The organism is Xylanibacter ruminicola Ga6B6 (assembly GCF_000687715.1).
Classification (GTDB): domain Bacteria; phylum Bacteroidota; class Bacteroidia; order Bacteroidales; family Bacteroidaceae; genus Prevotella; species Prevotella ruminicola_B.
In genome coordinates this window covers 128,941-143,599 of sequence record NZ_JHXD01000006.1, presented here as the reverse complement: position 1 = coordinate 143,599, position 14,659 = coordinate 128,941, and the positions used below count along the sequence as shown (strand labels likewise).

The window sequence follows — 14,659 nt, the reverse complement described above, 5'->3', positions numbered from 1 at the left end:
AGACAAGTGAACGGATATGGTCCGTTTTTGTCGCAGGTGACAAATGTGAACGGATTTGCTCCGTTTTTAAGTCGCTTGGAGCTGAATATCAGGCTTTTGTATTTTGGGAAGTGAACGGACATGCTCCGTTTTCAGGTCGCTCCCGCTTGCTTTCGCCTAATTGGCTTTACAGGTGAACGGATTTACTCCGTTTTTCTGTCGATTATTGCCAAATTGAACGGATATGCTCCGTTTTTTAGGCCCGTTTTAGGCCTTTTTCAGCTCCAGAACTGAACGGATTTGACCGTTTTTAGTGGGGGAACATGCTCCGTTTTATCTAATTACTTTTGCAAACGGATATAATCCGTTTTATCTAAACTATAAGATTATGAAACAAATTTGCTACTTTATTTTATCATTACTGCTTTTTACAGCATGTGGAAATCAAGATTTACCAGTAAGTAAAGACACTAACGAACCTATCAAATGTCTTATTTTTGGTAATAGTATCACTATTCATGGTACTTGCGATTATTGGTGGGGGACATGGGGAATGGCTGCAAGCAAGCGAGATAATGACTTTGTTCACCAACTTGAAAGCAAGCTAAAAAAACGTGATAGAAATTACATTTGCTATGGTATAAATATTGCAAATTGGGAAACTGAGCTTAATTTAAATGTTTTAGATTTAAATTCCTTGAATTATGTGGGTTTTGGTTTTTCTCAGAAAATAGATGCAAAAGATTTCAAAATAATTGTTATCAGATTAGGGGAGAATATTAAAAACGGTATTGAGCCCGAAGTATGTGAGAAAGCTTTTACAGAGTTGATAGAAGGGATAAAGTCTGTAAATCCTTCTGCCAAATTATTCATTACAGGAGTATTTTGGCCTACATACTTTAAAGAAGAAATAATAAAGAAGATAGCTAAATCGGAAAATATACCTTATATCAACATTGATAAGTTTTACTCTCCAGAAAACATTCAAGCGATAGGTAATTCAGTTTATGGAAATGACGGAAGTATTCACTACATTGAGCATGACGGCGTAGCATCTCATCCAAACGATGCAGGCATGAAAGCTATAGCAGAAGAGATTTATAATACAATTTGTTTGGATCTTTAATTAAATTATACAAAAATCTGCTGCTTGTCGGCATTAACTACGACAAACAGCAGAAAATTCACTCTTCCAAAATAGAGAAGTTATAATCAACTTTTGAGAGAACGTTTTCTTTTCACTTCTTCTAAATAAAGCTTAGGAAGTGTGGCCACTATCCAGAAGCAACGTTTTAATTGCTTCTTTGGATCCTGGATAATTCTATATACGAACTCAAGGTGATTCTTTTGAATCCATTTGGGGCAACGAGATTCGTCTGTACCACTATAGAATTTAAATACAGCTCCCACTCCAAGCATAACACCACTTTCAAGATAGGGCAATAACTTATTCATGAAACGCTCTTGTTTAGGCGCACCTAATGCCACCCATATAATCTTGGCACCATCTTCCTTTATCATCTGGGCTATCTCCTGATAATCAAAACCATCGACATCTCTGAACGGTAATTCAACAAACTTCATGTTTGCCACATCAGGATTCATCACTATCAGCTCTTTCTGAAGTGCATCAAGCGTTGCCTGCTGTGTTCCCATAAATATCATACGATACTTACGTGAAGATACTATATCTTTAAAGATCTCTGAACCGCAATACTGCTCATACTTCACACCATAAATGGATTTCAAATACAAAGGCACCCAACTACTATCACAAATGGCAAACATACCACCATTCACAACATCAAGATACTCCTTATTCCTATTAGCAGTATTTAGCACCACACCATCTGCAACACAGATATAGCCTTTCTGTACTTTCTCTATTTGGCTATGTACCTCAGCCTTATCAAACTCGTAATTTATATTAAAATATGTATTCATACAAAATCTATCACCGCCAAATCACTTCTCACTATATGGTTTATGACTTTCTTTATACTTTATCTTCATAACTTGCGCTATTGCCCAGTCAACAGGGAGAAACTTGTTTAGGCAGTAAGCTACAGTCTTTAATACATAGTTCCATTTATCAAGCGGTGTTATAACCACCTCTTTTATTGGGGTGTTTAAATAATTAGCAAAAGTATTCTTCATCAATTCTGCATAAGGTTCAATAAACGTTTTTCTAATGTCTCTTGTAAGATACATTGTATGATAAAACGATAATATGCCATCTTTTACTTGAACCTTTATTCCACTATAATGGAAGAATACTGTAGGCCACTTAACATCTTTATAATATGTATTACCACCTTCAAACAAATAATCATACATGTTCCAATAAGCAACACCAGTTCCTCGATTCTCTATTTCGCAAACATGACTAAAATGATTAGCAAAATCATCCAAATATTTCTGATCGCCATACTTTCCATTTTCGACACGTGAATAGCACCACTTCAGACATTCATCTTTCCACCATTGCAAACAGGCTCTTCCATCTTTATCATTCTTGAAGTATACGTATTGTACACAATATTTTCCGAACAAAGGATGTTTTGTAAAATGAGGTGAAATACCAACTGATGCCTTTTTCCTTTTTAACTCATCAAAAATTACCTGTGGTGAATTAAAGAACATAAGATCAGAATCTAAATAAGCAATATCCGGTAATGCATATTTATCAAGGAAATAATGGGTTACATATGAACCACATGTCCAGCAAAATTCTGCACGTGAACGATTACCCTTTGCTTCATCCAGTTTAGGATCATTGATTTCTTCTATACATTCTACAACCATACCGTCAAATGCTAGAGCATTCAACATCTCTTGACATTTCCGATCCATAGCCATTACATACATCGTGAAATCACTAGAGCATTTGGCTATTGAAAGATATAGAGCTAGCCCCTTACTAATATAGTTAGAATCGTATAGAGTGCAGAAATACATCATAACAATCACTCATCAAAAAAACATTTACAATAGCATTCTGAGATCATCAATAATATACCTCAGTTTACTATAAACTCGAAGAGGTATGGAGTAATACCATAAGAACTGCCTTAACAACGTCTTATTAACATCCATACTATCAGGCAACAGGAAATCCTTATTGTCTGTTGTATCAAAATCAAATTTATAGCGACTATATTGCTTACAATTGGTACCACTTCCGTCAAAGCCCTCATTATCAATCTTGCTTACAACAGGAAATAGCGATAATGCATTGTTCACAAACTGGTTATAACAAAAACGTATAGCCCACGATTGGTTACGGCCTTCGTGCCAACCTTTTAGCATTCCAAAACAATCACTTCCTCCCCAACGATTAAATGCTTTACCATTTTTGACAACTTCATCCCAATCTTTTAATTCCCAATCACAAGACAGCCAACGATTTTTCCACGTTGCCCATCCCCACGAAGAACTACGCGGACAGAAATATGCGTCAGCCTGATATCCTTTCGGAACTTTCATCTTACAACTAAATCCGCATATTGACCAGACTTCTTGATTCTGTTCATATCGATTAAGACCGAAATTCATATATGCCAAAAAATTTCTACTGGCTATAAGGTCATCTTCAACAACAATAACCTTTCCATACTGATTAACGATTTGAGTAACACCATCTATAATCGAAGGACCTAACTTCTTGTTTTCTTCCGAGAAATGGTATGTCACAGACCTAAATCCAGATATTGTTTTAACATAATTCCTTACCAATTCTACTTTTTCCTTCTCGCCATTTTTGTCACGACGAGGGCCATCAACCCAAACAATGAGGTCACTGTCCAAAGCTTCAATATTTGTTTGTAAAGCTGCTACACATGCTTTCAATGAATTCAGTCGATTAAAAGCAAATATTACAATTGGAGCGTATTGCATAGTAAACTATATAAAATAACAAAAAAGTGGAGTAAAGAAAACTGAAAATGGGACTTCATATGTCCAAACACCAAATTCCATATAAACAAGGAAGAACAGCAAGACCGGTATTGAAACCATCATAATAATACCACTCCTAACACTCTTCAAATTAGAGTAAATCATTGCAATAATTGGAACAAAAGGATATGAAAAGAACAACATGCGCAAGGCAAGCTCTTTTTGTCGAAGATTTATCAGGACAAAAAAACACAGGAAAAGGGGAACATTAAAAAATCGCCGAATACCAGGATTGTCCTTTATTTCACTAACAACAGAAATATGATATGAACAGCAAATAACAATCAGCAGAAGGGCAACTGCAACAATACCCAATCCCTCACTTTCAAATTGTGTATCTTGAGAAGCTCTTTCCAATGCATAACCAAGAGAATTGTCTAACCCACCCAATGCCCCTACCAAAAACAGAGAAACCACTTGGATTAAGACAAAAAACAACAATATTCCAATATATAACCACTTTGCATCAGACCATTTTTTATCAAAACCTTTAAGAAACAGAAATGGCACAAAGAATAAACTAGAAGAATGCACTAATATCATAAGAAATGACACTATGCCCAACTTCCAAATACGAACCGACGAAAAGCATCTAAGACTCAAAATCATCATAAAAATGGCCCCTGCCATAAACTGCCTCAATATCTGTAAAGACAACGTAAATATGTAAGGAATAAATGTCATTAAAAACAAACCGAATAGAATATACAAATGATTTATGTTATTCTTTTTTCCAACAATAACAACTGAAATATTCAATAAGGAATAGTTGATGACAGTAAACAGGAATTTAAATAGCGCCTCGTTATCACAACAAAGTTTATTAAGAATCCACACGATCACTGGATAGAAAGGCTCTTTTACACTTTCAAGTCCTCCAGCTGTCGACCCTACCCAAATATACTGTCCTAAAGACATATCCTTACTTAAATGGTACAAATATATATACTCCTCCAAATCATTATCTGGTACTTTAACTGCATTAATAGCGCCAATTACTACAGCCGACAGCATGACAACACCTATCAACCCTTCTTCAGACACCTCATATTTCTTGTAGAAATAGAAGAAATAAAAAAGGCATAAAACGAAGGGGGAAACAGATGCAACAGCAAAGATTGCAAACAAAATTGGAAAGTAACGCAAATATATCCTCATTTACAATATAACAATTCTTAATATATAATTATCTGCTCAATTGCCTACATTTCCTTTTTCACTAAGTCAACCAATTTTTTATTAGTCCCATATTCGTAATCCAGATTTTCCCATTGCACGTCGTTTCCCCCCTTCTCTGTTTCACAACAATTAGAGGAACGAAGTGAAACCATCTGGCTGCCCATAATTTCTATAGACTGGGTATAAAAGCTACCCGTTGCAACAGGTATCTCGCAAAGGATTTCATGACATTTGAGCCATAGGTCATCTGCCTTCAAACAATTTCTCACAATACTTTCATCATTAAACAGGCCAGAATTTTCAAATACACCTGGTGGATATATAACACCGAAAGTGCCTAATGCAAGGTAATTAAATGAAGTTCCTATAGGCTCACTCTGGCCTCTACCCCACTGATTATATATTCCTAATTCTAACTTATCATTGAGGATCTTTGTTGCCCTTGTTGCACAGATTACGCCAGGATTCAACTGCGACATGCCCCAAAGCCTAGAAATTAAATCATCTCTATAATAGATATCATCATCTATTGTTATCACATATTTTTGGGGATTGTCCCTCAATGCATAATAATACTTAAGATGAGGTTTCAAATTTTTATCAACCCAAATAATTTTAAGTCCAAGCTTCTCATATCTTTCAAGATTAGAAGGTACTTTTTTCTGAGGGAATTCCTCTTCGCATAGATACAAATTTATAGATGCAGGCAGCATTTTCTGTCGGCAAATCGAATCAACGACCATCCATACATCATTAACCCGAGCAGGAAAAGAAGTTAATGACACAATTATAGAATCATTCTTCTGCCCTCGTAAAGCAGGAAGTAATCCAAACCTTTCACGAAGTTTCATATAGTAGAAGAAGGTCACCTTTACTGTTATAAAAGAAATAAGGCACACAAGCCACTTAACCTTACAACTTCTTTTATAGTGATTTAATTCATTTGCTCCATAAAACAGTTTGTGGAGATATAAAAATATATTTATCATATACATCAAAGTTCTTGAGTCAGACTCTCTTTTAAAGCATCCAGATAACCTCTTCCAAATCTTAGGTCAGGTTCCAAATAATTACCTTCTCCCCATTCATTCCAAGATTTAATAAACAAGAAACGTTTCTCTAAAGGTTTGACTTTTATAATGTTCAAAATACTATCCAGATATTCTTTAAAATAAAATGGAGTAGAATTATGAAGAATCAGACTCTTCTTACCACTGCGAGGAGAATGATCCCAATTAGGAACAACAGAAGGTATATACTCTACTTTTTTATCTTCATCTTCAACAACCAAAGACTTTACAAAGTCCCGATACTCAAAGCACTGCAATGGCTTCCTCGTAAACATTGCCTTTATATGTTGGAAGATTTTTTTAGGTATTGAAAAATCCCTTTCATAATATATACCAAGTCGCTCTGTGCATACATAATTGTATCCTTTATCTAGTAATTCAACAGAGTTTTCAAAAAAACGGCAGACCCCAATAAACGAAATACCATCTTTAAATCCAGCCTCCTTAGCCAACTGCTGCCAGCAGTCTATAAAACCATCAGGCAAATCGAAAGGACGAAATATCAGGAATAGGGGTTTTTCTCCATCCTTTATGTATCTATGATCTCGAAAAGCTTGCAAAACGTATTCGAAATGTGCTTTATAATCTTCTATTCCTGGATATGTTTGTTCTATCAGTAACTTATCTTTTGAAGTGTCTTTATCCCACAATTTTGCATACCAAGAATGATTTGCCCAACCCAACATAAATGGGAAGTCTGGTGTACCGCTCTTTAAGACCTCATCAAAAGGTCGCTCTAAAAGCCGTTTACCATTACCAAACCAATAATGCCAATAACAAAAGCCTTCAACTCCAGCCTCTTTTGCCATCTCTGCCTGAGCATTTCTTGTTTCAGGCACTCGTAAATCATAATAGCCTAAATCAGCAGGAATCCTTGGCTGATAATGACCACGATAAAGTGGTTTTGCTTTTCCAATACATGTCCACTCTGTAAAACCTTTCCCCCACCACTCATCATTTTCTGGGGTTGGATGAAATTGAGGTAAATAAAAAGCTATTACACGCGCATTTAATTTATTATCTATTTGCATAACATTTTAAAACATTCAAAAGTCCCATTCAACATTCTTTTTAACTATCTTTGCAGGAATACCAGCAAGAACAACATTACTTTCATCATACGATTTCGTAACTACAGAATTAGCACCGACAACTGTATTAGGTGCCAAATTAACTCCTTTCATAATCAAGGTACGAAGTCCAACCCATGTATGACTACCGATATGTACATCTTGCGGAATATTATAGCAATCATTATCAGAGTATAATTTGTGATAATCAGTAGTATGTATTTCAATACTATTCGAGAAAAGACAGTTGGAATCAATCTTTATAGTACAGCCATCACAAGCATTAAAACAAGTAGGAGCCAATCCTGTAGCGTTTACTTTAACACAATCACCTATTATTAGTTGATTATTATCTCCATTCATATATATAATCAAACCTGACAAAGAACAATGTTCGCCTATTATGACAGAATTGCCCTTTCCATTCATTAAGATCTTTACATTTCTTAAGTCTGTAGAGTTTCCTATACTCAATGCATTATCCCTCAATTGCGCTTTAGCAATTGCAAATAGCAAGTTATTGCCCCTAAAGAAAGAATTAAGTATCCTTCTTAGTACTCTTTTAATCCTTTCTGTCATAGTTATGTATTTGTAAAATTTTTCTTTGTTTCAATTCACGTACTAAGTCTCGAGAAAATTCATCTGCTCCTCTCTTATTCATATGTACGCCATCCGAAAAGTAGCTAACATTATGATTGTATTTTGGATGGTTTGAGAAGTCAATATAATGCGCCCCCTTTTCTTTACACATCTTTTTTACTAATTCTAAGGGAGTCGTATCAAATTCATAAAAAATCGGTGACACAACAAACACAAAAACTGTTTCCTTTGACAAATCTAACATTTTATTAAGAAAAGCTATCTTTACAGAATCATAAGTCAAAACAGACTCTTTTCTATGATCATTGATTATTATTGTATCAACTGATACGTCTATAGGTTTATAACCTATATTTCTAGAACAATTTGTTGGAACATAATTAGCTATTACATTGATATAAATAGAATTATATCGATACATCATACTCCGCATCTTGAAAAACTCTGCAAAATCAACAGAATCAAAAATATCTGGGATTCCTTTTTTATCATAATATGGCATTAACCACTTAAGATATTTATGGTTGTCGTTTTTCAACAAGTCAAATGCAGGTAATATATCATAAATTATTAGCTTAGGCCTATGATTTTGACAATGCAATTGATAACGTCCATAATTTAATATAACCCCCATGCCATCTTGTCCACAATTAAAACATGCCATTCCTAACGAATCACCAATGATAGAAGGATTATAATGACGAACAGCACGTGAAGAACCGAAAACAAGAATGTCATCTAATGATTCGTCACAAATATAATTACAGGCCTTAAAGTCACCATCTTTTGCATTAGCAACCATATATGAAAGGACCCGCCCTATAAAGATATCTATAAGGAAGATAATTATAAAGAACACACAAATTCTTATTAAGAACTTTTTCATACTGCTCTTTTAATTAAAAACCAACATAAATAAACTGATCTGCACCAAACACTCCCTGCAACATAATAATAACAAAAACGATTATATAGATGCTCCATCTAATCAATATACTTTTATCAAACAAGTTTTTTAATTTGGAATAATATTCATCTAAAAAATCTTTTGCTATAAGAATGAATAGAACTAGTAGATGAGATTTTTGTGGAATGTCTACCGTCATAGGCTGTGATATATCGAAGATATGGATTATCATACCCAAAGCATCAGATATTGTTGGCATACGAAAAAAAATCCAAGCAAAATTAACGATTAAGAAGGTTAATAGAATCTTTATTATCGTGCCCATTAAACCATAATTATTCTTCTGCTGCCCAAGTATTTTTTCAAAAATTTGACAAATTCCATGCACACATCCCCAAATAATAAAAGTCCAGTTGGCGCCATGCCATATTCCACTAACAAAAAAAGTTACAAATATATTCCAATAATTACGGCCTTTTGAACATCTACTACCTCCTAAAGGAATATAAATATAATCTTTTAACCAGGTAGATAAAGATATATGCCAGCGATGCCAAAATTCAGTTACACTTACAGCAAAATAAGGACGACGAAAATTCTCTGTCAACTCAAAACCCAATATTTTTCCAACACCAATAGCCATTAAAGAATAACCTGCGAAATCCGCATAAATTTGTAGGCTATAAAACACACTTGCTGCAAAACAGGTCAAACCTGTATTCGCCATATAGTCCTCATAAACTGTATCAACGAAAATGGCTAGTCTATCAGCAACTGCCACTTTCATAAACATACCCCAGAGAAGAAATCTTGCCCCCTTAACAGCTTTTTCATAATCAAAATAAGTACGCAAATTCTTAATTTGGGGTATTACTAATGATGCTTTATTAATTGGACCTGATAATATCGATGGAAAAAAAGATATAAACAAGGCATATGATAAAAAGTCATTTTCTGCTTCTATCCTTTTGTAATAAACATCCCATAAATATCCTAATGCTTGAAATGTAAAAAAAGAAATGCCTACAGGAATTGCCCAATTAAGGCCATTTATATTCCATCTTATTCCTATCAATTCTAGTACCCCCAATAAACTCTCATTGACAAAATTGAAATATTTAAAGAAAAACAACGGAAAAATAGTCAACAATACGCTTGCCACCAATAATAAATAAGGCTTGCTTACCTTAGGCAGTAACAAAGCTGAAAAGTAAGTAACTAGTGTCACCCCCAGTAGAAATAAAGCATATATTGGTTTCCACTGTAGATAAAGTAAGTAGCTTACAAAAAGTAAGAAAGCATTCCTTGCCTTACCAAATCTGACAGGAATGATATAATACAAAAGGAAAATAAGAGGAAAGAAAACTACAAAATTAAATGAATTAAAAATCATAATCGCTAAAAATCACTTGTTCAAACATCTCACGACCTTAGCAGGCACTCCGGCAACAATACAATTTGAGGGAACATTCTGCGTTACAACACTATTAGCCCCAACGATCACATTGTCACCAATAGAAACACCTCCTAATATTGTCACTTTATCACCAATCCAGACATTATTTCCTATCATCACTTCTCCTTTGGATCTCAACATACGATTTGCAGGCGGGATTGTAGCCTCCTCCCAGGACAATCCACCATGAGCGTTGTCGCCTATATAGACATAACGTCCCGTCAGTACCCCATCACCAATGGTGATTTTATTACAAACAGTAATATGATTATACTCACCTATACTACAATAATTACCAATTTTCAAAGTAGGAGTAAACGTTTGTATTTCTCCATATTTAACCCAACAGCCAAGGATAACATGACTCTGAATCGACGTATGATGACCGATTACAATATTCTTTGAGCCCCCTCCTTGCAAACTACAGGGTTTACTTATTGATGAGCACCTTCCTAAGTCTCCTAGCGAATTCCTAATCCATAAAGTATATAAGGTATCAAAATAACTATGTAGCTGTCTATTCAAATCATATGAATACACTTTATTAAACAGCCACATAATTAACATCAATACACCTCTAACTACTTTTTTCATCTCCCCCCCAATATTTTAAAATAACATTTCCTTATATAAATATATGGAAGTTTAGAAAGTCCAACCAAAATCATTTTCCAATAATAATAGCGGCCAAAATATACATCGAAACTCTGAGCCACATGATGGATTACAAAAGTATGTTTAGTAGGCAGCAACACCTCATTCAGATATAATTCACAAAGGAAACGATACAAATCCCGTTTAACTGAGACAAAAGTCTCTGAGGTAATTCTCGTCCTAATACGCAAATCATTAAGAATATCAAGTAGGACAACACCAAATGTATTAAACAAATCATATCCGCCCTTCCCTGAATCGTCGCACATATGTTCATATTTCTTATTCCAAATCACATAATGGGAATCATTGCGTATTTCAAACAGCAATGAAGCATTTGGAAACATTTTATTAAGCTTTACATTGGTTATTTGAGGAATATCTTTATGCCAGAAGCCTATACCTGCACTCCAACTACAACAATATGACAAATTGCGAACAAAATCGTTTATATTTGTGCATTCTATATATTCGCTATCACTTTTTACATTACCATCCGCGCAATAAACAATAGGTTGAGTATACTTATACTTTTCTACCAATGACACCATATCAGCAATGCTACCAGGCAACATCACGCTACGATGATTGATCATCTTACAGAACAACCCCTTTCCTTCTTTTAAGCAGCTTACTAAATTCAGAAAACCCTCAGCCGAAGTCTGTTTATAACAAAGGTTTGGGTAATTCATTTTCGAGATATATGCTGGCAGCTGCGAATCCTTACCATTGTCGGTAATGACTACTTCAAACTTATCAGTATCATATCCCTGCGAATATATGCTCTCAATAACTGGGAGGACCCACTCCACAGCACCATTCGTAGGGATACAAAGCGACAATATCGGTTCTTTATCCATGATAACTGTTAATAACCTTTACGACTTCTGCAGCCTCATCCATCGAAACCACCTGATTCATTGGAATACTTAACTCCTGTGCATGAATCTTCTCTGTGATTGGGTAACTACGATTATTCCATTCCTTATAGCATTCCTGCTTATGAGGAGGTATTGGATAATGAATCAATGTCTGTATGCCATTATCTTTCAAATATTCCTGCAACTCATCACGCTTCTCACAGAAGATGGGGAATTGATGATATACATTGTTTTCATCATTAATACGCTTGGGGAGTGTTATCAGAGGATTTTGGATGTGCGTATAGTAATAAGCCGCCAACTCCTGGCGTTTCCTGTTGTCCTCATCCAAATACTTCAACTTCACATCCAATGCTGCTGCATCAGTTTCAGCCATACGACTATTCATACCAACATATTTAAAGACATATTTTTTCTGACTGCCATAGTTTGCCAATGCACGTATTACTTCTGCCAAATCCGGATCATTGGTAGTAACAGCACCTGCATCGCCTAAAGCACCAAGATTCTTTCCGGGATAGAAACTATGAGCTGCAGCATCACCCAAAGCACCTGTTTTAATACCTTTCCAGGCACAGCCATGACTTTGAGCACAATCTTCCATCAACTTCAAACCATGTTTTTTACAAATCTCACCTAACTTATCATTAAAAGCTATACGACCATATAGGTGCACTATCATTACACCTTTTGTTCTTGGTGTGATTGCTGCCTCTACCTTATCAATATCAATCTCCAAATGCTCCCATGTTGGTTCTACCAACACTGGTACAAGATTATTACGTGTTATCGCAATAATTGTAGCGATATAAGTATTAGCTGGCACAATAATCTCGTCTCCATCCTGCATCAAGCCCATTTCTTTGTAGCCTCGCATCAATAGATAGAGTGCATCCAATCCATTAGCCACAGCTATGCAATGGTCTGTACCTATGTATTTGGCATAATCTTCTTCAAACTGTTTATTCTCATTCCCTTGAAGGAACCAACCAGAGTCAATCACACGATCTATAGCTGCCTTAATTTCTTCACCATGCATTGCGGTGATTGCTTTCAAATCCAAAAGTTTAACCATTTTTCTGCGCCTTTAAAAAAACTAAATAATCATCATAATTGCGAATATAATCATCTTCCGAATATCCTTCGGAAGCTAATACCAAACAGATTGATCCTGATGAGAATCCTTGCTCTGCAGCCCAAATACCAGGTGGAACGTGTAGCCCATAAAATGGACGATTCAATAATACAGTACGTTTATTGACTCCATCATCTAATACTACTTCAAAACTACCACTGGCGGCAATAAGAAACTGATGACACTCTTTATGTGCATGAGCTCCACGAGATTCGCCACCAGGTATATCATACGAATAAAACACACGTTTAACATCAAAGGGAACATGTATATCATTATATACAAACGTAAGATTACCCTCTGGTTCATGATTCTTCTCCAAAGTATATAATCCACAATCAAAAACCGTGGGTTTATCTTTGGTTATTCCATTTTTTATAGTCTTCATAATCCATTATATAATCATCTGCATCATACTCAGTATCAGAAAGTATCAATGCTAAAGAATTCGTTGAAAAATTATTCATTACTCGCCATAAGCCTTTGGGGACCAATAATCCCATATACGATCGATTTAGATGATATGTCTGCTCATTTGTACCATCGTTAATAACAACATCAAAACTTCCAGAAAGAGCTACAATGAACTCTGTATTCTTCTTATACGCATGCCCTCCACGTTCACATCCTCCAGGAACATCATAAATCCAATAACAGCGTTTTATTTTAAATGGAATCTGTTTAAATTGCTCAATAATAGACAGATTTCCACGTCCATCGGCTATCTTAGGAAGATCCAAAATCGTACAATCTTTTACTCTCATATTCATTCAATATATAATCCACTTTTCAATTTCAACTGCATTAAAAAACGAAATATCGTATAATCAACGCTTCGATTCTCAAATTCATGCTCATAGAAATACGACATATTCAACTTAGGATTATCTTTAAAAAAGACATCTGTCATTCTGCGCTTCTTTTCATATATTTCCCAGGCTTTTGTCCAATAATGATTAATCTGAATTGAATACTTATCTTCATTATAGAATAGGCTATAGTGGAAAGGATCTTTGACAAGCCAACCAAATTGATTAAAAGGCGGAACATTAATTCTCATGAGTTTTGATAATATTGGGAATTTCACAATTGGAAGGTGGTGAGTCATAGCGTTAAACTCAGAAATTTCATAATCAGTATTAATCAAACATTTCCCACAATGATACAGATGATCCCAACTTACTGTATATTGTTCAATAACTAAACGCTTTTTATCATGATGTAACTTTCCAGAAGTACCGAACATACGCCAATAAACCAACAATGCAGGATACTTATCTTTTGATTTTAACCAGTCATACAAGTTTTCTTTATATCGAGGACAGAAGAACTCATCAATATCTAAAAACGACACCCATTGTGTTTCATTTCTAAAACTGTCATAAAAATGATTATAAGCCTTTATCTGCCCTTGTTCATATGGCCATTCTTCAAGTGTTATTAAACCTCTATCTATATACGGCTGAAGAATCTCCTTGTAATTATCGTCTGAGTTATTATTGTACAGATAAAAATGCTCAATTCCTATCATCTCGTGGTATTCAATCCATTCTTTTAAAAAAAGAGATTCGTTCTTAAAAATGCCACAAATCGCAATCTTATACTTTTTATTATATTTTGGCCGATGTAAAAATGGACGAATTATAATATTCAGTATAGATAACTGAAAGAATTGGAATGAGCCGATAAAAACAGAAAATAACTTACGCAACCCAAATAAAAGTATTGGGAAAGAATTAAGTTTTTTCTTAATTATTTCATTCATCATGAC

16 protein-coding genes are annotated in these 14,659 nt (G+C 34.9%); 1 reads left to right on the top strand and 15 read right to left on the bottom strand.

The window, feature by feature from the left end; translation table 11 throughout:
* The first annotated feature begins 367 nt into the window (after nt 1-367).
* On the top strand, nt 368-1,105 hold the full coding sequence (locus T500_RS0105915) for an SGNH/GDSL hydrolase family protein (RefSeq protein ID WP_155267452.1): 738 nt from the start codon (nt 368-370) through the stop codon (nt 1,103-1,105).
* Nucleotides 1,106-1,191: 86 nt separating this feature from the next.
* On the opposite strand, the gene T500_RS0105910 is transcribed toward T500_RS0105915, so the two are convergent.
* The 15 genes from T500_RS0105910 to T500_RS15280 all read right to left on the bottom strand — a co-directional run bounded on the left by T500_RS0105910 (nt 1,192) and on the right by T500_RS15280 (nt 14,656).
* Nucleotides 1,192-1,923 carry a WecB/TagA/CpsF family glycosyltransferase gene (locus T500_RS0105910; RefSeq protein ID WP_028907346.1) on the bottom strand — a complete coding sequence of 244 codons (732 nt, stop codon included), beginning with the start codon at nt 1,921-1,923 and terminating at the stop codon, nt 1,192-1,194.
* A gap of 21 nt (nt 1,924-1,944) precedes the next feature.
* Nucleotides 1,945-2,832, bottom strand: coding sequence for a hypothetical protein (locus tag T500_RS15285; protein WP_155267451.1), 888 nt, complete (start codon nt 2,830-2,832; stop codon nt 1,945-1,947).
* A 132-nt stretch (nt 2,833-2,964) separates the two neighbouring features.
* Nucleotides 2,965-3,876, bottom strand: a complete 912-nt coding sequence (locus tag T500_RS0105900; protein ID WP_028907345.1) for a glycosyltransferase family A protein — start codon at nt 3,874-3,876, stop codon at nt 2,965-2,967.
* A 6-nt stretch (nt 3,877-3,882) separates the two neighbouring features.
* Entirely contained in the window at nt 3,883-4,980 is a 1,098-nt protein-coding gene (locus T500_RS0105895) for an EpsG family protein (protein ID WP_196243478.1), read from the bottom strand.
* A 158-nt stretch (nt 4,981-5,138) separates the two neighbouring features.
* Nucleotides 5,139-6,104 (bottom strand): hypothetical protein, encoded by a 966-nt coding sequence (locus T500_RS0105890; RefSeq protein ID WP_028907343.1) that lies wholly within the window; start codon nt 6,102-6,104, stop codon nt 5,139-5,141.
* 5 nt (nt 6,105-6,109) lie between these two features.
* Nucleotides 6,110-7,216, bottom strand: coding sequence for a glycoside hydrolase family 99-like domain-containing protein (locus T500_RS0105885; protein ID WP_028907342.1), 1,107 nt, complete (start codon nt 7,214-7,216; stop codon nt 6,110-6,112).
* A 15-nt stretch (nt 7,217-7,231) separates the two neighbouring features.
* The gene (locus T500_RS0105880) at nt 7,232-7,834 is read right to left on the bottom strand and encodes an acyltransferase (protein WP_028907341.1); all 603 of its coding nucleotides are present in this window, start codon (nt 7,832-7,834) and stop codon (nt 7,232-7,234) included.
* A complete protein-coding gene (locus T500_RS0105875; RefSeq protein WP_028907340.1) occupies nt 7,818-8,741 on the bottom strand; it encodes a hypothetical protein in 924 nt (307 codons plus the stop codon). Before T500_RS0105875 ends, T500_RS0105880 begins: the two co-directional genes overlap by 17 nt.
* 13 nt (nt 8,742-8,754) lie before the next feature.
* Entirely contained in the window at nt 8,755-10,155 is a 1,401-nt protein-coding gene (locus T500_RS0105870; protein WP_028907339.1) for an MBOAT family O-acyltransferase, read from the bottom strand.
* A gap of 12 nt (nt 10,156-10,167) precedes the next feature.
* Nucleotides 10,168-10,812 (bottom strand): acyltransferase, encoded by a 645-nt coding sequence (locus T500_RS0105865; RefSeq protein WP_230580860.1) that lies wholly within the window; start codon nt 10,810-10,812, stop codon nt 10,168-10,170.
* Nucleotides 10,809-11,732 (bottom strand): hypothetical protein, encoded by a 924-nt coding sequence (locus T500_RS0105860; protein WP_036908597.1) that lies wholly within the window; start codon nt 11,730-11,732, stop codon nt 10,809-10,811. Before T500_RS0105860 ends, T500_RS0105865 begins: the two co-directional genes overlap by 4 nt.
* Nucleotides 11,725-12,828: a DegT/DnrJ/EryC1/StrS family aminotransferase gene (locus T500_RS0105855; protein WP_028907336.1), complete on the bottom strand. Its 1,104-nt coding sequence runs from the start codon at nt 12,826-12,828 to the stop codon at nt 11,725-11,727. The genes T500_RS0105860 and T500_RS0105855 overlap by 8 nt, the downstream gene beginning before the upstream one ends.
* A complete protein-coding gene (locus tag T500_RS0105850; protein WP_036908596.1) occupies nt 12,821-13,276 on the bottom strand; it encodes a sugar 3,4-ketoisomerase in 456 nt (151 codons plus the stop codon). Before T500_RS0105850 ends, T500_RS0105855 begins: the two co-directional genes overlap by 8 nt.
* On the bottom strand, nt 13,242-13,652 hold the full coding sequence (locus tag T500_RS0105845) for a sugar 3,4-ketoisomerase (protein ID WP_028907334.1): 411 nt from the start codon (nt 13,650-13,652) through the stop codon (nt 13,242-13,244). The genes T500_RS0105850 and T500_RS0105845 overlap by 35 nt, the downstream gene beginning before the upstream one ends.
* A gap of 2 nt (nt 13,653-13,654) precedes the next feature.
* A complete protein-coding gene (locus T500_RS15280; RefSeq protein WP_051611902.1) occupies nt 13,655-14,656 on the bottom strand; it encodes a glycosyltransferase family 92 protein in 1,002 nt (333 codons plus the stop codon).
* Nucleotides 14,657-14,659: the final 3 nt, after the last annotated feature.